17 protein-coding genes are annotated in these 19,147 nt (G+C 71.8%); 11 read left to right on the plus strand and 6 right to left on the minus strand.

The window, feature by feature from the left end:
* Positions 1–50 precede the first annotated feature (50 nt).
* The 8 genes from mshD to MILUP08_RS32080 all read left to right on the plus strand — a co-directional run bounded on the left by mshD (position 51) and on the right by MILUP08_RS32080 (position 8,884).
* Entirely contained in the window at positions 51–977 is a 927-nt protein-coding gene (mshD, locus tag MILUP08_RS32045; protein ID WP_007465768.1) for a mycothiol synthase, read from the plus strand.
* A gap of 290 nt (positions 978–1,267) precedes the next feature.
* Positions 1,268–2,377, plus strand: a complete 1,110-nt coding sequence (pstS, locus tag MILUP08_RS32050) for a phosphate ABC transporter substrate-binding protein PstS (RefSeq protein WP_007465769.1) — start codon at positions 1,268–1,270, stop codon at positions 2,375–2,377.
* Between the two features lie 39 nt (positions 2,378–2,416).
* Entirely contained in the window at positions 2,417–3,508 is a 1,092-nt protein-coding gene (pstC, locus tag MILUP08_RS32055) for a phosphate ABC transporter permease subunit PstC (protein ID WP_007465771.1), read from the plus strand.
* Positions 3,505–4,593, plus strand: a complete 1,089-nt coding sequence (gene pstA / locus MILUP08_RS32060; RefSeq protein ID WP_007465773.1) for a phosphate ABC transporter permease PstA — start codon at positions 3,505–3,507, stop codon at positions 4,591–4,593. Before pstC ends, pstA begins: the two co-directional genes overlap by 4 nt.
* A gap of 17 nt (positions 4,594–4,610) precedes the next feature.
* A complete protein-coding gene (gene pstB, locus MILUP08_RS32065) occupies positions 4,611–5,387 on the plus strand; it encodes a phosphate ABC transporter ATP-binding protein PstB (RefSeq protein ID WP_039907006.1) in 777 nt (258 codons plus the stop codon).
* A 112-nt stretch (positions 5,388–5,499) separates the two neighbouring features.
* Positions 5,500–6,603: a sensor histidine kinase gene (locus MILUP08_RS34080; RefSeq protein ID WP_237747216.1), complete on the plus strand. Its 1,104-nt coding sequence runs from the start codon at positions 5,500–5,502 to the stop codon at positions 6,601–6,603.
* Positions 6,600–7,280, plus strand: a complete 681-nt coding sequence (locus MILUP08_RS32075; protein WP_007465778.1) for a response regulator — start codon at positions 6,600–6,602, stop codon at positions 7,278–7,280. The genes MILUP08_RS34080 and MILUP08_RS32075 overlap by 4 nt, the downstream gene beginning before the upstream one ends.
* 74 nt (positions 7,281–7,354) lie before the next feature.
* On the plus strand, positions 7,355–8,884 hold the full coding sequence (locus tag MILUP08_RS32080) for a tannase/feruloyl esterase family alpha/beta hydrolase (protein ID WP_007465780.1): 1,530 nt from the start codon (positions 7,355–7,357) through the stop codon (positions 8,882–8,884).
* Positions 8,885–8,915: 31 nt separating this feature from the next.
* Here the strand turns inward: MILUP08_RS32080 and MILUP08_RS32085 are convergent, their stop codons facing one another.
* A complete protein-coding gene (locus MILUP08_RS32085) occupies positions 8,916–9,749 on the minus strand; it encodes an NUDIX hydrolase (RefSeq protein ID WP_007465782.1) in 834 nt (277 codons plus the stop codon).
* Positions 9,750–10,131: 382 nt separating this feature from the next.
* Between MILUP08_RS32085 and MILUP08_RS32090 the strand changes: the two genes are divergently transcribed.
* Positions 10,132–11,100 (plus strand): Gfo/Idh/MocA family protein, encoded by a 969-nt coding sequence (locus MILUP08_RS32090; protein ID WP_007465784.1) that lies wholly within the window; start codon positions 10,132–10,134, stop codon positions 11,098–11,100.
* A gap of 56 nt (positions 11,101–11,156) precedes the next feature.
* Here the strand turns inward: MILUP08_RS32090 and MILUP08_RS32095 are convergent, their stop codons facing one another.
* The 3 genes from MILUP08_RS32095 to MILUP08_RS32105 all read right to left on the minus strand — a co-directional run bounded on the left by MILUP08_RS32095 (position 11,157) and on the right by MILUP08_RS32105 (position 13,873).
* Positions 11,157–12,164, minus strand: a complete 1,008-nt coding sequence (locus MILUP08_RS32095; protein WP_007465786.1) for an inorganic phosphate transporter — start codon at positions 12,162–12,164, stop codon at positions 11,157–11,159.
* Positions 12,165–12,168: 4 nt separating this feature from the next.
* On the minus strand, positions 12,169–12,795 hold the full coding sequence (locus MILUP08_RS32100; RefSeq protein ID WP_007465788.1) for a DUF47 domain-containing protein: 627 nt from the start codon (positions 12,793–12,795) through the stop codon (positions 12,169–12,171).
* A gap of 127 nt (positions 12,796–12,922) precedes the next feature.
* Positions 12,923–13,873, minus strand: coding sequence for a PPK2 family polyphosphate kinase (locus MILUP08_RS32105; RefSeq protein WP_007465790.1), 951 nt, complete (start codon positions 13,871–13,873; stop codon positions 12,923–12,925).
* 135 nt (positions 13,874–14,008) lie between these two features.
* Between MILUP08_RS32105 and sigJ the strand changes: the two genes are divergently transcribed.
* Positions 14,009–14,974 carry an RNA polymerase sigma factor SigJ gene (sigJ, locus tag MILUP08_RS32110; RefSeq protein WP_007465792.1) on the plus strand — a complete coding sequence of 322 codons (966 nt, stop codon included), beginning with the start codon at positions 14,009–14,011 and terminating at the stop codon, positions 14,972–14,974.
* A gap of 12 nt (positions 14,975–14,986) precedes the next feature.
* Here the strand turns inward: sigJ and MILUP08_RS32115 are convergent, their stop codons facing one another.
* Positions 14,987–15,493, minus strand: coding sequence for a DUF402 domain-containing protein (locus MILUP08_RS32115; protein WP_007465794.1), 507 nt, complete (start codon positions 15,491–15,493; stop codon positions 14,987–14,989).
* Positions 15,494–15,593: 100 nt separating this feature from the next.
* Here MILUP08_RS32115 and MILUP08_RS32120 point away from each other — a divergent pair, with 100 nt between their 5' ends.
* The gene (locus tag MILUP08_RS32120; protein WP_007465795.1) at positions 15,594–17,783 is read left to right on the plus strand and encodes an ATP-dependent DNA helicase; all 2,190 of its coding nucleotides are present in this window, start codon (positions 15,594–15,596) and stop codon (positions 17,781–17,783) included.
* Positions 17,784–17,807: 24 nt separating this feature from the next.
* Here MILUP08_RS32120 and MILUP08_RS32125 read toward each other — a convergent pair whose 3' ends face one another.
* Positions 17,808–19,118 (minus strand): AI-2E family transporter, encoded by a 1,311-nt coding sequence (locus MILUP08_RS32125; protein WP_007465797.1) that lies wholly within the window; start codon positions 19,116–19,118, stop codon positions 17,808–17,810.
* Positions 19,119–19,147 lie beyond the last annotated feature (29 nt).

Consider the following 19,147-nt stretch of genomic DNA (forward strand, 5'->3'; position numbering starts at 1 on the left):
TACTCGGCGACCCTCCGAGGCGTACGAGGCGCAGCCGCTACGGTGACGGAATGAGCAGCGCGGAGCCGACCAGCGACCAGGTGACCCGGACCGACCGACTGGCCCCGACGGAGATCGCCGGCGTGCTGGCCCTGGCCCGCACGGCGGGCGACACCGACGGCGCGGACCCGCTCGACGAGCACGTCCTGCTCCGCCTGCGCGATCCGGAGGCGCCGGCGGTGCACCTGCTGGCCCACGCCGACGACGGCACCCTCACCGGGTACGCCCACCTGGACACCACCGACCCGGTGGGCGGGATCGGGGTGGAGCTGGTGGTGCACCCGGCGTACCGGCGGCGGGGCACCGGTCGGGCGCTGGCCCGGGGGGTGCTCGCCTCGGCCACCGGGCCGCTGCGGGCATGGGCGCACGGCGACCACCCGTCGGCGGCGGCACTCGCCGTGGACCTCGGGTTCACCCGGGCCCGCGTGCTCTGGCAGCTCCGCCGGCCGTTGGCCGCCCCGCTGGGCGAGCCGCGCCTGCCCGACGGGGTGACGCTGCGCGCGTTCCGGCCGGGGGCCGACGACGCGGCCTGGCTGACCCTGAACGCGCGGGCCTTCGCCGAGCACCCCGAGCAGGGTCGGTGGACGTCGGACGACCTCCGGGTCCGCCTCGCCGAGCCGTGGTTCGATCCGGCCGGCTTCCTCCTCGCCGAGGAGACCACGACCGGGCGGCTGCTCGGCTTCCACTGGACGAAGGTGCACGAGCGGCCCGGGTCGGCCCGCATCGGCGAGGTGTACGTGCTCGGCGTGGAGCCGACCGCGCACGGCGGCGGGCTCGGTCGGGCGCTGACCACCGCGGGGCTCGCGTACCTGCGGGACAAGCGCGGTCTCGACCGGGTGATGCTCTTCGTGGACGACTCGAACACCGGAGCGGTCGCGCTCTACGAGCGGTTGGGCTTCGCCCGCTGGTCCGCGCACATCAACTACCACCTGGGCTGACGGCCGGGCACGCGACGGGCGGGTCACCGGCGGATCACGGGCGCGACTCGGCGGGATAACAGCGTACCGGAAATATGGCCATACTTCCGACAGGCGTACCCCGGTTCACTTAACGGACAACTCACCCTCAGCAAGCGGTCACCTCGGGGGCCGTACGTGTTCACCTTGCGTTCACTTGCGACCGGCGAACCGGCTACCTGGCACTCCTAACTTTCGTGTCAGCCGGTCAGTGCCGGTCCTCGGGCCCCGGTATCGGGGCGCCAAGTCAGACGCGAAGGGAAACCCCTCAGGTGAAGCTCCAGCGGTACGGCACTATTGCCTGCCTCGCTCTTGCCGCGACGCTCGGCCTCAGTGCATGCGGCTCGGACAACAACGAGCCCACTTCCGGCGCCAGCGCCTCGGGCTCCGCCGCCGCGGTCGACTGCGGTACCGGCACGGTCAACGCCCAGGGCTCCTCGGCCCAGAAGAACGCCATGGCCGAGTGGATCAAGGCCTACCAGCAGAAGTGCGCTGGCACCACGATCAACTACGAGGGCACCGGCTCGGGCGCCGGCATCCAGGCGTTCATCGCCGGGACCGCCGACTTCGCCGGCTCCGACTCCGCGCTCAAGCCGGAGGAGCAGCCGCAGGCCGACGCCAAGTGCGCCGGCGGCAAGGCCCTCAACCTCCCGATGGTGATCGGGCCCGTCGCGGTGGTCTACAACGCCGGAAGCGGCGTGGACAACCTCCAGTTCAAGCCGGCCACCCTGGCGAAGATCTTCGCCGGCAAGGTCACCAAGTGGGACGACGCGGCGATCAAGGCGGACAACCCGACCGCCAAGCTCCCGTCGGCCCCGATCCAGGCCGTGCACCGCTCCGACGAGTCGGGCACCACCGACAACTTCACCAAGTACCTGTCGAAGACCGCCGAGTCGGACTGGACCTTGGGCAACGCCAAGGCGTGGAAGGCCCCGGGTGGCGTCGGTGCCGCCAAGTCCGACGGCGTGGCCAGCAAGGTCAAGAGCACGGTGGGCACGATCAGCTACGTCGAGTGGTCGTACGCCGAGAACTCCGGCCTGAACAAGGCCAAGGTGCAGAACGGTGCCGGCGAGTGGGCCGAGCTGACCGCCGAGTCGGCCGGCAAGACCATCGCCGGGGCGAAGATCGAGGGCCAGGGCGACGACCTCAAGCTGTCGATCGACTACAACACCAAGGAGGCCGGGGCCTACCCGATCGTCCTGACCACCTACGAGATCGTCTGCAGCAAGGGTCTCGCCGCCGACAAGCTCAAGCTGGTCAAGGGCCTCCTCGGCTACGCCGCCAGCACCGAGGGCCAGACCTCGCTGACCGACCTGGGCTACGCCCCGCTGCCGGAGACGGTCCGCACCAAGGTCGAGACCGCCGTCAAGAACCTCTCCTGATCCGACCCCACCACCTCAGCAACGGAATCGAGCGAGCAGATGGGTGAAACCCCTCACCGCTCGGCCGACGCCGGCACCGGCGGGACGCGCGTGACCCAGAGTCACGCGTGGCCCGCCGGTGCCTCGGCGCGTGTGGCCGAGGCACCAGTCAGCGCGCCTACCCCCGATGGCAATGGGCTGGGAGGCGGTGGCGCGCTGCCGACAAACCGGAAGTTCGGCGCCGAGCGGGCCTTCCACGGCCTCACCATGGCAGCCGGCGCGATGGTGTTGGTCATCATCGTGGCCATCGCGGCCTTCCTGATCGCGAAGGCGATCCCGGCCCTTCGTGCCAACACGGCGAACTTCTGGACCTTCGAGGGCTGGTTCCCGAACGACAACCCGCCCACGTTCGGCATCGGCGCGCTCGCCTTCGGCACCGTTCTCAGCGCCGCCCTGGCTCTGCTGATGGCCGTGCCGGTAGCCATGGGCATCGCGCTGTACCTGTCGCACTACGCGCCGCGGCGGCTCGGCAACAGCCTCGGCTTCCTGATCGACCTGCTGGCCGCCGTGCCCAGCGTGGTGTTCGGCCTGTGGGGCCGCGACTACCTCATCGGCCCGGTCACCGACCTCTCGGGCTGGCTGAACAAGTACTTCAGCTGGATCCCGATCTTCGGCGGCGACGGCCCGTACGGCAACTCGATCCTGCTCGGCTCGCTGGTCCTGGCGATCATGGTGCTGCCGATCGTCACCTCGCTCACCCGCGAGGTGTTCCTGCAGACGCCGACCGCCAACGAGGAGGCGGCAATCGCCCTGGGCGCCACCCGGTGGGAGATGCTGCGCACCGCCGTGCTGCCGTACGGCCGCCCCGGCATCATCGCCGCGGTGATGCTCGGCCTGGGCCGGGCGCTGGGTGAGACCATCGCGCTCGCGCTGACCCTCGGATCCACGTACGCCATCTCGTTCAACGTGCTGGAGAGCGGCGGCAACACCATCGCCGCCAACATCGCCAACCGCTTCGCCGAGGCGAACGACACCGGCCGGGGCGCCCTGATCGCGTCCGGTCTGGTGCTCTTCGCGATCACCCTGGTCGTCAACATCATCGCGCGGGCGATCATCTACCGCCGCCGGGAGTTCACGGAGTCCGCCGCATGAGCACCACGGTCACCTCACACCGCCCCCGGCCGCCGGCACAGCCGGAGTCGCTGCGGGCTCGGCGGCTGCCCGCGTACGCCGCACCGGTCATCGCCGTGGCCGCGCTGGCGCTCGCCGCCGCAATTGTCTACGGCGCGAGCATCGGCGGGCCGGTCCTCGTGATCGTCCTGGGCGCGGTGCTCTACCTGGTCGGGCTCTTCGCGGCGTCAAACGCCGTCGAGGGGCGGCGGTCCGCCCGTAACCGCACCTGGAGCGCCCTGATCCACTCCGCGTTCGTGCTGGCCGTGGTGCCGCTCGCCTCGGTGGTCTGGACGCTTGTCAGCAAGGGCACCGAACGGCTCGACGCCAACTTCTTCAACACCTCGATGAACAACATCGGCGCCCGCGACCCGAACGGCGGCGCGTACCACGCGATTGTCGGCACGCTGGAGCAGGTAGGCATCGCCGCCCTGATCACCGTGCCGCTGGGCATCCTCTGCGCCATCTACATCGTCGAGTACGGCCGGGGCCGGTTCGCCTTCGCGATCCGGTTCTTCGTCGACGTGATGACAGGCATCCCCTCGATCGTCACCGGCCTGTTCGTGCTGGCGTTCTGGGTGCTGATCGTGTCGCCGTGGTTCAACGACGGCCGGCCGAGCTTCTCCGGCTTCGCCGCAGCGCTCGCGCTCAGTGTGCTCATGCTGCCGACAATCGTCCGGTCGACCGAGGAGATGCTCCGCCTCGTACCGCCGCCGCTACGCGAGGGGGCGTACGCGCTCGGTGTGCCGAAGTGGAAGACCATCCTGCGGGTGGTGGTGCCGACGGCGCTGCCCGGAATCGTCACCGGCGTCATGCTCTCCATCGCCCGCGCGGCCGGCGAGACCGCCCCGGTGCTCCTGGTCGCCGGTGGTGGCGCCGCGATCAACTTCAACCCGTTCGAGAACAACCAGTCGTCGTTGGCCCTCTACGTCTACCAGCAGGCCGGCGAGGCCTCGAAGTACTCGCCGGCACGGGCGTGGACCGCGGCACTCACCCTGGTCGCCCTCGTGCTCATCCTGACGATCGCGGCGAAGTTGCTGGCCCGTCGCAACAGGCTCAGCCGATGAACCCCGGAGGTACCACCATGGCCAAGCGCGTCTCCGCCTCGAACGTCACCGCCTACTACGGCGCGTTCAAGGCGATCGAGAACATCAACCTGACTGTCGAGCCGAAGACTGTCACCGCTCTCATCGGGCCGTCCGGCTGCGGCAAGTCCACCTTCCTGCGCTCGATCAACCGGATGCACGAGGTGCTGCCGGGGGCTCGCGTCGAGGGCAGCCTGACCATCGACGACCAGGACATCTACCACCGGGACGTGGACGTCACGGCGGTCCGGCGCACCATCGGCATGGTCTTCCAGCGGCCGAACCCGTTCCCCACCATGAGCATCTTCGAGAACGTGGTGGCCGGGCTGAAGCTCAACGGGGTCCGGAAGAAGTCGATCCTCGACGAGGCGGCCGAGAAGGCGCTGCGCTCGGCGAACCTGTGGGACGAGGTCAAGGACCGGCTGGGCAAGCCCGGCGCGGGCCTGTCCGGCGGTCAGCAGCAGCGGCTCTGCATCGCCCGGACCATCGCCGTCGAGCCGCAGGTCGTGCTGATGGACGAGCCGTGCTCGGCCCTGGACCCGATCTCCACGCTGGCGATCGAGGACCTGATGTTCCAGCTCAAGGACAAGTTCACGATCATCATCGTGACGCACAACATGCAGCAGGCCGCACGGGTGTCGGACCGGACCGCCTTCTTCTCGATCGAGAAGACCGGCGACCCGGGCCGCCTGATCGAGTACGACAACACCCAGAAGATCTTCAGCAACCCGAGCGTGAAGAAGACCGAGGACTACATCACCGGCCGCTTCGGCTGAGCGGCTGGTCTCCTCCGCTCCTGCGCGACACGGGCGGTCCGTCTCCGGACGGACCGCTTCGTCGTTCCCGCGGCCGATGACCGTCGATCCGTGCGCCGCCTACGATCACCGGGTGCGTTCACCCGGCAGCCTCCTGCGCGGATGCCGACCTGACCTGCGGGTCGCCGTCGGCCTGTTCGTCGCGCTCGCGGCGCTGATCCTGGTCACGCCGAACGGGCCACACGACCCGATCGGGTACACCGCGGCCCTCGCGTTGGCGGCGGTGCAGGCCAGCACCATCGCGGTGCTGCGCCGCCACCCGGAGGGCGCGATGGCGGTGGCCGTCCTCGCCGGGATCGGCATCGAGTCGCTCGCCCCGGCCATCGGCTGGCTCGGTCAGGCCGCCGCGGTGTTGGCCGGGTACGCACGGCGAAGGCCGCCGTCGCGGTCGCTGTGGGTGCTCGGCCTGCTGCTGGCCGGCACGCCCTGGAAGCTGGCGCACGGCGACTGGCGCAACGTGCTGCTCGCGATCGCCGGCCCGGCGCTCGGCTGGACCCTCGGTGAGCTGGGTCGGACCCGCGCGCTGCGCCGGCAGGACTCCGAGCGGCGCATCGTCACCCAGGAACGCGAACGGATCGCCCGGGAACTGCACGACGTGCTGGTCCACACGGTGTCGGTGATAGTCGTGCAGGCCGGCGCCGCGCAGGACGTCTTCGACAGTCGACCCGACCTGGCCCGCGCGGCGCTCACCTCGATCGACCTGGCGGCCCGGTCCACCCTGTCCGAACTGCGGGTGCTGTTGCAGACGATGAGCGCCGACAGCGGGCCCGACTCGGCCACCCCGCAGCCCGGCCTGGCACAACTCGACACCCTCGCGGCGTCGCTGCGGGCCACCGGGCTGACCGTCGAGCTGGATCGGGAACCGGCGGTGTCGCCGTTGCCTGCGGCGGTCGACCTCTCGTCGTACCGGATCGTGCAGGAGTCGCTCACCAACACGCTGCGGCACAGCCAGGCCACCCGGGCCCGGGTGACGGTCCGGTGCTCGCCCCGCTCGGTGCGGCTGGAGATCCGCGACGACGGCCCGGCCCGTCCGAGTGGCCGGGTCGACCGTTCCGGGCACCGGGGGATCGTGGGCATGCAGGAACGGGCCCGGCTGCTGGGCGGGACGCTTGACGCCGGGCCGGTGCCGGGCGGCGGCTTTCGGGTACGGGCGGACCTGCCGCTCGCCTCGTCATGACGGCGGCCGCCATCCGGGTGCTGATCGCCGACGACCAGGCCCTCGTCCGAGCCGGCTTCGCGATGATCATCGGGAGCCGCGAGGATCTCGAGGTCGTCGGCGAGGCAGGCGACGGTCTGGAGGCCGTCGCGCTCGCGGGTCGCCTGCGACCGGACGTGATCCTGATGGACGTGCGGATGCCCCGGCTGGACGGCATCGAGGCCACCCGTCGGCTGGTCGCCGCCGGCCAGCCGGCGAGGATCATCATGCTGACCACGTTCGACCTGGACGAGCCGGTGTTCGCGGCGCTGCGGGCCGGCGCCAGCGGCTTCCTGCTCAAGGACATCCGCCCCGACGAGCTGGCCACTGCGGTACGGGTGGTGGCGCGCGGCGAGGCGCTGCTCGCACCGACAGTCACCCGGCGGCTGCTCGACCGGTTCGCAAGCGAACTGCCCGGTGGCACTCCCCCGCCGACGCTCGACGCGCTCAGCGCCCGGGAGATCGAGGTGCTCACGCTCGTCGCGCGGGCGCTCTCCAACGACGAGATCGCGGAGCGCCTGGTCCTCAGCCGGGCCACCGTGAAGACCCACCTGTCGGCGATCCTGCTCAAGCTCGGCCTGCGCGACCGGGTGCAGGCGGCCGTGCTCGCCTACGAGTGCGGCCTGGTCCGGCCGGGCACCGCTCCGCCTCGGGGATGACCGGTAGTCCGGTCCCGGGACCGATCCGGCAGGCCCACCGAGCTGCCTAATCTCCCTCCAAAGAGGAGGGAAACATGATCCGTTCAGTGCTGGCACTGCTGGCCGCCGTACCACTGCTCGTCACGCCCGGAGCCGCCGCCGACCCGCCCGCCGACCGGTGCGCGGGGTTGGCCCGGGCGCGCATCCCGCAGGTGTCGGTGTCCTCGGCGGAGCGCGAAACGAACGACGCGGGCCAGGAATTCTGCATGGTGCAGGGGGTGATCCGGCCGCAGACGCGGTTCACCGTCAAGCTCCCCGTCTCCGGATGGACGGGGCAGTACGTACAGCAGGGCTGTGGCGGACTGTGTGGCGAGGTGCCCGACCTGACCCTGCCGCTCTTCGGGTTCCAGTGCGCGGCCGCGCGGGACGGCCGGCTGGTGCTGGCCTCCGACGACACCGGGCACACCGGCGATCCGATGACCAGCGAGCCGGCGACCTGGGGCGCCGACCCGCGGGCACGACTGGAGTTCGGGCTGCTGTCCGAGCACCGGCTGCGGTGGGTCGCGGACGCGGTGATGGTCGCGTACTACGGGCACGGCCCGACGTACCGGTACTTCGACGGCTGCTCGACGGGCGGGCGGCAGGGGTTGATGCTGGCGCAGCGGTTCCCTGCCGACTTCGACGGCATCCTGGCCGGCGCGCCGGTGCACAACCTGGCGCCGCTGGCGCTGCTGAACGCCTGGGTGGTGCTCCGCAACACCGACGCGTCGGGCCGGCAGATCCTCGGCCCGGAGAAGATCCCCGCGCTGCACGAGGCGGTCGTCGAGAAGTGCGGTGAGGTCATCGACGACCCACGGCGGTGCGGGTTCCAGCCGTCGTCGCTGCGCTGCCCGCGGGGCACGGACCGGCCGGACTGCCTCACGCCCGCCCAGGTGGCGGCCGTGGTGGCGTTCTACCGGGGCCCGAACGGCCTCTACCCCGGAGGCATGCCGTACGGGTCGGAGCTGGGCTGGATCGACGAGTTCGTGGTGCGCTCGGGCTCCCCGGTGGACGGCAACACCGGGAGGATCGCGCTCAACTACCTGCGGTACCTCGCGTACCCGCAGAACCCGCCCGCCGACTTCCAGCTGACCGACGTGCGGTTCACCCGGGCCACGTTCGACCGGCTCAATGTGCTGGGCGACGCCATCTACAACGCCACCGACGCGGACCTGTCCGAGTTCCGCGCACGGGGCGGCAAGGTGATCCTCTACCACGGCTGGGCGGACCCGTCCGTCCCCCCGTTCTCGACCGTCGACTACTACGCGGCAGTGCAGCGTCGCGGCGGCAGCGAGGCGTTCACGCGGTTGTATATGGTGCCGGCCGGCTACCACTGCCTGTTCGGCCCCGAGCCGACCGAGCACCCGTCGGAGGTCGGCATCCCGGAGTTCCTCCAGCCGCTGATGGACTGGGTCGAGCGCGACGTGGCCCCGGGCGACATCGACGTCCTCACCTACGCCCCGAATGAGGAGCCGGATCAGCAGTTCGTCCGCTTCCTCACGGTGGCGCCGTTCGACGCGCTGGCGCCGGCGCACGCTGCCCCGGGCAGCCTCAACGCCAACTACCGGTACGTCGGGCACTACTGACGGGCCGCGACCTCCAGGGGTGCGGCGGCCGTCAGCGAAGCACGAAGCGCGGTTCGCCGTCGGCCGGGAGGTCCAGGCGTGGGGTGATGGGGGTGGCGGCGTCCCGATCGGCCGCCGCCCTCGCCACCCCGGCCAGGTCGCCGGCGGCGGCCACCTGGGCCAGGGTGACCAGGGTCGGCGGCAGCATGGTCAACTCGCCCGCCTCGGCGCGGGCCAGCGCGTCCGCCGGCCGGATCCAGAGGGTGTGGTCGGCCTCGCCGGAGACGTCGCGGGTCCGCTGCCCCGCCGGCAACAGGGCCACGAAGAAGTACGTGTCGAAGCGGCGCGGCTCGAACTCCGGAGTGACCCAGCGGCTCCACGGCAGCAGCAGATCCGACCGCAGCGTGAGGTGCCGGTCGGCGAGCAGCGCCGCGAAGCCGAGTCGGCGCCCCTCCAGGTCCTGCCGGGCAGCCTCCCAGTCGTCGCCGCTGACGTCACCCACAACTGTCGCCGGGTCCGGCCCGGCGAGCAGCACGCCGGCCTCCTCGAAGACCTCGCGGGCGGCGGCGCAGACCACCGCCTGGGCGGCGTCCGGGGCCACCCCGAGCCGCCCCGCCCACTCGGTCGGCGCGGGGCCGGCCCAGTCGAGGTGCGCCGCCGAGTCGGAGGCGTCCACCCCTCCGCCGGGGAAGGCGTACATCCCGCCGAAGGTCATCGCGGCGACACGGCGGATGACGTACACCTCGAAGTCGGTGTCGGTCGGACGCAGCAGGAGCACGGTGGCGGCGACGCGCGTCGTCGCCGGGGTGCCGCCCTCGGCCCGGAACCGGCGGGCGTGCTCGACCAGGGCGGCCGGCGCGGCAAAGCCGTCGCTGTCGATCGTCATGCCGCGAGCCTAGTTCCCGGGCCGCCGACGCTGACCTGTCGGTGGGCCGGCCTGCTGGTCCCCGGCGAGCTGGTGTGCCCGTCGCCGCCGTTCGGCCGCGAGCTGGTGTGCCCGTCGGCGCCGCTCGGCCGCCGCCCCACCCATGCGCGTCCTTTGCTCTGCTTCAACCCACGCAACAGAAGCAGCCGGAAACTGTTGCGTCCGTTGAAGCAGAGCAAAGGGAGCGAACGAGGTGAGCGGCCGGCGAGGCGCGAGCGCGCCGGGACGCCGGCCCAGCGCAGGTCCACAGTCGTTCGCGGCGGGGAGCACCGGGGTCCCGGCGGATGAGTGGAACGGTGGTCGGCGAGCGGGCGGTTCAACCCGGTCGACTAGCGTGCCGAGCATGACTCGTTGGGGCATCCTGGCCACCGGCCACATCGCCAGCCGTTTCGCCGAAGACCTCCGGTTGGTGCCGGACGCCGAACTGGTCGCGGTCGGCTCCCGCGCCGCCGACAGCGCGCAGCGCTTCGCCGAGACGTACGGCGCGAAGCGCGCGTACGGCTCGTGGGTGGAGCTGGCCGCCGACCCGGAGATCGACGTGATCTACGTGGCCACGCCGCACGCCGCGCACCACGAGGCGGCGATGACCTGCCTGACCGCCGGCCGGGCGGTGCTGCTGGAGAAGCCGTTCACCCTCGACCTGGCCAGCAGCACCGAGCTGGTGGACACCGCCCGCGCGGCCGGGGTCTTCCTGATGGAGGCCATGTGGATGCGCCTGAACCCGATCATCCGGCGGGTGGTCGAGCTGGTCGAACAGGGGGCGATCGGCACGCTGCGCAACGTCCGGGCCGACTTCGGGGTGGCCGGACCGTTCCCGGCGGAGCACCGGATGCGCAACCCGGCGCTGGGCGGCGGCGCGCTGCTCGACCTCGGGATCTACCCGATCAGCCTGGCCCACCTGCTGCTGGGCGTGCCTGAGCACATCCGCTCCTGGGCGCACCTGGGCCCGGAGGGGACCGACGAGAACACCGGCATCCTGTTCGGCTACGACAGCGGGGCGGTCGCCACGCTGAGCTGCGGCATGGTCGGGGCGAGCGAACTGTCCGCCTCGATCACCGGCAGCACGGGCCGCATCGACCTGCCGGAGCCGTTCTTCCGGCCGGGTTCGGTGATCCTGCACCGGGACGGCTTCGCGCCCGAGACGATCTCCGCCGAGGAGGCCGGCAACGGCTACCAGTACGAGGCGATCGAGGTGCAGCGCTGCCTGGCCGCCGGGCTGACCGAGAGCCCGCTGGTGCCGCACACCACGACTCTTGAGGTGATGACCCTGCTGGACACGGTCCGCGAGCAGATCGGCGTGCGGTACGTCTGAACGGCGGAAGGGCCCCTTGCCACGGTGAGACCGTGACGAGGGGCCCTTCGGAAAGGTCAGCCGAAGAGCGGCCGGACCAGCAGGTAGGCGACGCAGGCGATGAGCGCGGCCGCCGGGAAGGTGATGATCCAGGCGATCACGATGTTGCCGGCGACGTTCCACCGGACCGCGGAGAGGCGCTTGGTCGCGCCGACACCCATGATCGCCGAGGTGATCGTGTGGGTCGTGGAGATCGGCGCCTTCAGCACCAGGGCGTTGAAGTAGAGCACCGCGCTGGCCACCGTCTCGGCGGCGAAGCCCTCCGGAGGACCGAGGTCGATGATCTTGCGGCCGAGGGTACGGATGATCCGCCACCCGCCCGAGTAGGTGCCGAGCGCCAGCATCGTCGCGGAGGTCCAGAACACCCAGCCCGGGATGTGCGTCTTGTCGCTCTGGAAGTCACCGGTGTAGAGCGCCAACACGATGATGCCCATGGTCTTCGCCGCGTCCTGCATGCCGTGGCCGACGGACATGGCCGCCGCCGACACGGTCTGCGCCCACCGGAAACCCCTGTTGAGCTTGCCCGGCTGCCCCTTCCGGAACAACCAGAGGATGGCCAGCATCAGCAGGTAGCCCAGGGTCAGGCCGACGATCGGGGAGAGCACCATCGGCAGGATGACCTTCTCGCCGATGGTGGCCCACTGCACGACGCCGCCCGCGGACAGCAGGGTCGCACCGACCAGGCCACCGAAGAGGGCGTGCGAGGAGGACGACGGCAGGCCGAAGTACCAGGTGATCAGGTTCCAGGCGATGGCGCCCAGCACACCGGCGAAGACCACGCCGAGGCTGCTCACGCCGGTCGGAAGCGTGACCAGGCCGTCACCGACGGTCTTGGCCACCCCGGCGCCGAAGTGCGCGCCGATGAAGTTGCCGACCGCGGCCAGCAGCAGGGCGAGCCGGGGTGTCAACGCCCGGGTGGAGACGCTTGTGGCGATCGCGTTCGCCGCGTCATGGAAGCCGTTCGTGTAGTCGAACGCCATGGCGGCGACGATCACCGCCAGCACGGCGATGAGTTCGGGTGTCACCGGCTCAGGACTCCTTGACCGCGATGGTCTCGACCGTGTTGGCCACGTGCTCGAAGGCGTCGCAGGCGGCCTCCAGCTCGTCGGCGACCTCCTTCATCTTCAGCACGGTCAACGCGTCGTACTCACCCGAGAAGAGGCGGACGAGCAGCTGCCGGTTGATCCGGTCACCCTCGTTCTCCAGCCGGTTGCACTCGATCCAGTAGTCCTCGAGGTCCTTCATCGACTGCAGTCGGGGCATCGCCTCGGCGGTCAGCTTGGCCTGCTGGTCGAGCACGTTGACCATCTCGTGCAGCTCCCGGGGCAGCGCCGGCAGCTCGGTCAGCCCGTACAGGTAGAGCAGGTCGCCGACCGCCTCGAGGTGGTCCATGACGTCGTCGAGCAGCGAGCCGAGCCGGTAGATGTCCTCCCGGTCGAACGGCGTGATGAAGGTCGAGTTGATCTTCTTGTAGAGATCATGCGTGATCTGGTCGCTGTCGTGCTCGACCTCGGTCAGGCGCTCGCTGACCGACTGCACGTCGACACCGGGCAGAGCCAGTTCGTTCAACAGCGCGGTGCCCCGGACCAGGTTCTGCGCGGCCCTGGTGAAGAGCTCGTAGAAGGCGCCCTCGGTGGGGCGGAAGGAAAACTTCACAGCACAGACCTCGTCGCGTCGGTGGAAGGGTGGCGGCGTCCGTAGGCGTCCGCTCGGTGAATGCTAGGAAACGCCAGAACCGCCAGTTCGCCGGCCCACCCCTGGCCAGGCCACATTCACCGCTCGTTCACCTGCTGTTCATCTCGGGCGTCCCAACCGTCCCCGCTCCCCCAGCGGCCAACCGCTCGCGCTCGTGCGCCACGTCGAAATCGGCAGGCGGATACCCCAGATCAAGCGTGTCGAACGTCTCTCGCAGCAGGTGGGCCACCGCCCAGTCCCGGTACCACTTGCGGTCCGCCGGCACCACGAACCACGGCGCGGCGTCCGTCGTGCACCGGCTCAGCGCCTCGGCGTACGCGGCCTGGTAGTCGTCCCAGTGCGACCGGGAGTCGACGTCCGAGGGGTTGTACTTCCAGTGCTTGTGCGGGTCCGTCAACCGCTCCAGCAGCCGCTCGCCCTGCTCGGCGTACGAGATGTGCAGCATCACCTTGATCACGGTCACCCCGTCGTCGACCAGCTCCCGCTCGAAGGCGTTGATCTGGTCGTAGCGGGCCCGCCAGGTCGCCTTCGGCACCAGCGACCCGACCCGGGCGATCAACACGTCCTCGTAGTGCGAGCGGTTGAACATCCCCACGTACCCGGGCGGCGGCAGCGCCCGGCGGATCCGCCACAGGAAGTCGTGCCGCAGCTCCTGCGGGGTCGGCGGACCGAACGAGCGGATGTGCAGGCCCAGGGGGTTCATCGCGCCCGCCACCCGCTTGATCGTGCCGTCCTTGCCGCCACAGTCCATCGCCTGGAGCACCAGCAGCACCCGGTGCGCCGGCTGCGCCGAGCCGGCCTTGGCCATCGCGAAGAGCATCTCCTGCTGCCGGCCCAGCTCCTCGCCGACCAGCTCCACCTGCGCACGGGCCCAGGTCTTGCGGCGCTCCCCGCCCGCCTCCTTCGCGGGCAGGCCGGGCGTGGACCGGGGATCGATCGCGGCGAGATCCACCGGCGCGCCGACCCGCAGCAGGTCCCGCATGGGACCGCCGTCCGGCGCCACGATCCGCTCGCTCTGCCCCTGCCGGGTTTCGCTCATCCTCGGATCATCGCCCACCCGCCGACCATCCGCCCGCCGAGGCCCACCGCCGTCACGTCCGGGGCCGCCGGCGCGTCCGGTTGGTTGGAGGATGTACGCCAGGGCGCGTGGCGGTTCGGGGGAGGGTGGTGGGTCGTGCAGGACCTGGCGACGGAGTTCGAGGCCGAGCGGGGCCGGCTGCTCGCGGTGGCTCACCGGATGCTTGGCAGCCGCAGCGAGGCCGAGGACGCGGTGCAGGAGACCTGGCTTCGCTACGCCGGGGCGCTCGCCGACCCGGACGCCCGCGCCGAGATCCGCGATCTCTCCGCCTGGTTGACCACCATCTGCGCCCGGATCTGCCTGGACGTGCTGCGCTCGGCGCGGGTCCGCCGTGAGGCGTACCCCGGGCAGTGGCTCCCGGAGCCGGTCGTGGGCCCGCTGGACGGCGGGCCTCCCACCGGCGGTTACGCCCCCGACCCGGCGGAACGCGCGGTCCGCACCGACCAGGTCGGCACGGCGCTGCGGGTGATGCTGGAACGGCTCGCGCCCGAGCAGCGGCTCGCGCTCGTGCTGCACGACGTGTTCGCGGTGCCGTTCGCCCGGGTGGCGGACGTCCTGGGCACCAGCGAGGTGGCCGCCCGGCAGCTCGCCTCCCGGGCCCGGCGGGCCGTCACCGCACCCGACGCGCCCCGGCACACCGCCGACCCGGCCGAGCAGCGGCGCGTCCTCGCGGCGTTCGTGGCCGCCACCGAGTCCGGCGAGCTGGATCCGCTGCTGCGGGTGCTCGCGCCGGACGTGGTCCTCATCGGCGACTCGGGTGGGCACTTCCCGACTGCCCGCCGGCCGGTGGTCGGCGCGGACACGGTGGGCCGCTTCACGCTCGGCCTGTTCGGTCGGACCGGCCGGTACGCGCAACGGACGCGGACCCGCCCGGTGCTCGTCGACGGCGTCCTCGGCCTGCACATGGAGACGACGCACAGCGACGGGCGGCCGATTCGGCTGGTCACCGCGTTCGCGGTCGACGGCGGCCGGATCACCGGCATCTTCAACCAGCTCAACCCGGAGAAGCTGGCCGACCTGCCGCCGCTTGGCGACGACGACAGGTGGCCGCCGCGTTGGTGAGCCCGCGCCGGCTCAGACCACGAGCGCCAACCACTTGCGGTACGAGCTGGCGAACGGCTCGGTGCCGTCGCCGAGAGCGCCGTACAGCCACTGGGCCGCCGCCTCGGCCTCGACCACCACGTCCTGCGGGTAGCCGAAACGGGCCCGGTGCTCGGCGAACTCGTCCTCGTCGAGCAACTCCACCAGGCCGGTCGCCCGCCGCCGGACCACGTCCAGGTCGAGGTCGATCAGGTGGACGGTGTCGTCGGACTCCCAGCGGGCCGGGGTGGCGATGTCGCAGTAGACCTCGCTGGTGCGCGGCGGCGGGTTGAACATGCACGTCCACCAGGCGTGGTGCGGCACCAGCAGGACAAAGGGGATCTTCTCCACCGACGGCCGGCCGTGGTAGACCGACTCGGTGCCGAACGGGACACCCAGCCAGACACCGAGGTCGTCCTCGGTGAGGCGACGGGCCGGGTAGTCACGGTGCGCGCTGCCGTCGTACTTGCGGTAGATCACTCGGACCACGTCGCTCGGCATGATTCGCACCCTAACCGATACTGCCCACGCGTCGTAGCACGGTCGTAACCGGACGGGGTGGATCAGCGGGGTCGATGGGTGGTCCGCGCCACGCGGGCGGATGGGCGCGGTCGCTGTCGGCGGCGGCGGGTACCGTCGCACGGTGACTCCGCCCCGCACCGCCACCGGTTCCGCCACCCCGTCGGCCCGTGGTGGGAGCCGGCGGCGGGGTGCCCGGCCCAGCGGCACCGACCTGCTCGCGGCGGCGGTCGGCGCGGTTCCCGGCGGCACGGCGCGGCCCGGCCAGCAGCAGATGACGACCGCCATCGAGGAGTGCGTGACAAGCGGTGAGCACCTGCTCGTGCAGGCGGGCACCGGCACCGGCAAGTCGCTTGCGTACCTCGCGCCGGCCCTCACCGTCGACGGCCCGGTGGTCGTCTCCACTGCCACGCTGGCGTTGCAGTCCCAGCTCGTCGACCACGACCTGCCCCGGCTGGCCGACGCCGTCGAGCCGCTGCTCGGCCGCCGGCCCACGTTCGCGGTGCTGAAGGGCCGGCACCACTACCTCTGCCTGGCGCGGCTGGACAACTCCACCGAGGACGAGCCGGAGGACACCCTCTTCGACGCCCCGGCCTCCCGCCCGGGCGGCGGCACGAAGTGGCTCGGCGAGGCGGGCCGGCTGGGCAAGCAGATCGAGCGGCTGCGCGGCTGGGCCGAGAAGACCGACACCGGCGACCGCGACGAGCTGGACCCGGGCGTCGACGACCAGGCCTGGCGGCTGGTCTCGATGCCGTCGCGGGAGTGCGTCGGCGCGACCCGCTGCCCGTTCGGCGCGGAGTGCTTCGCCGAGGCGTCCCGCGCCCGCGCCCGCGAGGCCGACATCGTGGTGACGAACCACAGCCTCCTCGCGGTCGACATGCTGGCCGACCGGCACATCGTCCCGCCGCACAAGCTGCTCATCGTCGACGAGGCGCACGAGCTGGCCGACCGGGTCTCCTCGGCCGCCCAGGCCGAACTGGTGCCGGAGCTGATCGACCGGACCACCCGGCGGGCCCGTACGCTGCTGCGGCCGGAGACCGCCGACGCGCTCACCGCCGCCGGTGACGCCCTCGCCGTCGGGCTGGCCGAGGCCCCGGCCGGTCGACTCACCGCCGGCCTGCCGACGCCGCTACGGGAGGCGTGCACGCTGCTCGACGCGGCCACCCGCACCGCCCTGGACGCGATCGGCGACGTCAAGTCCGATGATCCCGACCCGGTCCGCAAGCAGCAGGCCAAGGCCGCGCTTGACGACCTCTCCACCACCGCCCAGCGACTCCTCGAAGAGGCCGACCACGACGTGGCCTGGGTGGAGAAGAACGACAGCGGCAGCCGGCGGGCCCTCGTGGTCGCGCCCCTGTCGGTGGCCGGCACCCTCGCCACCCACCTGTACGACGAACGCACAGTCGTCGCCACCTCGGCCACCCTGGCGCTCGGCGGCCGGTTCGACACGGTGGCCCGCGCCCTCGGCCTGGACGCGCCGCCGGTCCCGGCGTCCCCGGCCGCCGCCTCGCTGGCCGCCCGTACCGGGGCGGGTCGCCCGGCCGCCGAGACGCCGGGCCGCCGGCTGGCCGACGCCACCATCGTGCCGGCGACCGAGGGGCCGGGCTGGCGCTCGCTGGATGTGGGCTCGCCGTTCGACTACGCCCGGCAGGGCATCCTGTACGTCGCCGCGCACCTGCCCCGGCCCAGCGTCTCCGGGCTGCCCGACGCGGCCGGCGAGGAGCTGCTCGGGCTCGTCGAGGCGCTCGGTGGTCGTACTCTCGGGCTCTTCTCCTCCCGGCGGGCCGCGCAGCAGGCGGCGGAGCTGCTGCGCGCGCGGACCGACCTGCCGGTGTTGCTCCAGGGCGAGGAGGCGCTGCCGCTGCTGGTCCGCCGTTTCCGCGAGGAGCGGTCCAGCTGCCTGTTCGGGGTGATGTCGCTCTGGCAGGGGGTGGACGTGCCCGGCGACGCCTGCCAGCTCGTGGTCATCGACCGGCTGCCCTTCCCCCGACCGGACGAACCCCTCGCGGCGGCCCGCGCCGCGGCCGTGGACGCGGGCGGCGGCTCCGGCTTCGCCGCGGTCAGCGTGCCGATCGCGGCGGTCCGGCTGGCGCAGGGCGTGGGCCGGCTGATCCGGGCCACCGGCGACAAGGGCGTCGTCGCGGTGCTCGACTCACGGCTGGAGACGGCCCGGGGTTACGGGCCGTTCCTGCGCCGCTCGCTGCCCCCGTTCTGGTACACGACACGCCCCGAGGTCGCCCGAGGCGCCCTGCAACGCCTCGCCACCACCTGAGCCCACGCTGACGCGCGGCCCCCGTCAGGGGGCCTGGGCGGCGACGACCACGGCGTCGGGTGGGGTCTCCGGAACTCTTCGAGCGGCAAGCCGGCGAATCGCGGTGTTCAGCACCGCGATGAGCGGCACGGAGACGAGCGCGCCGGTGATGCCGGCGAGGACGACACCGGCGGCGATTCCGATGATCACCGCGAGCGGGTGGAGGGCGACCGCGCGTCCCATGATCAGCGGTTGGAGCACGTGCCCCTCGATCTGCTGCACACCGATCACCGCGCCCAGGATGATCAACGCGGTGACCGGGCCGCTGTCGACAAGCGCCACCAACACCGCCACACCACCGGAGAGCGCCGCCCCGACGATCGGGATGAACGCGCCGAGGAAGACAAGCGCGGCCAGCGGGAAGGCGAACGGGACGTCGAAGATGACCAGGAAGATGCCGATGCCGACGGCGTCGATGAAGGCCACCAGCACGGTGGCCCGGACGTAGGCGCCGAGCGTGTGCCAGGAGGCGCGGCCGGCATCGTCGACCTTCCAGCGGGCGGCGACCGGCAGCAGCCGGACCAGGAAGCGCCAGATCCGGTTGCCGTCGCGCAGGAAGAAGAACGTCGCGAAGAGCACCAGCAGCGTGCCGGTCAGCACCTCGGCAAGCGTCGCGGCGGTGCTCAGTGCCCCGCTCGTGAACCTCGAGGTGTTGTCGTTGATCCAGGCCTGCGCCTCGTCGATGTAGCGGTCGAGCTGGGTGTCCGAGAGGTGCAGCGGGCCCGTCTTCAGCCAGTTCTGGATCTGCCGGACGCCCTCCGACGACTTCGCGCTCAGCTCGGGCACACCGCGAATGAACTCGTTGACCACAAGCGTCAGCGTGCCGATCACCGCGGCCAGACCGCCGACAAGCACCACCGCCGTCGCCAGCGACCGGGGCAGTCGGGCCCGCAGCAGCCAGCCCACCGCCGGCGCGAGCAGCGCGGAGAGCAGCAGCGCGATGGCCAGCGGAATGATCACGATCTTGATGGTGCCGACGATCCGGAGCAGCGCCCACGCCACCACACCGATCACGATCAGCCGCCAGCACCAGGCCGCGGCGATCCGCAGCCCGTGCGGCACGTCCGCGTCGTCCCGGCTGGTGGTCGAGCTGTGCAGGTCGACCGGAGGTTCCGCGCCGTAGACCGCGGCGCTCGGCGGTGCGGTCGGCCCCGGAACGGCCGGCGACGCCACCCGGGCCGTCTCCGACACGTCGTTCAACTCTTCACCCGACGTGTCCTCCTCGGTGCGCGCCGACTCCTGTCGCGACTGGTAGGCGCGGCGCAGCCGCCCGCGTACCCGCTCGAAGCGGCTCAAGCGCACCTCCTGGCAGAAGAGTCGTCGGC

The sequence above is a fragment of the Micromonospora lupini str. Lupac 08 genome (assembly GCF_000297395.2).
Taxonomy (GTDB): Bacteria; Actinomycetota; Actinomycetes; order Mycobacteriales; family Micromonosporaceae; genus Micromonospora; species Micromonospora lupini.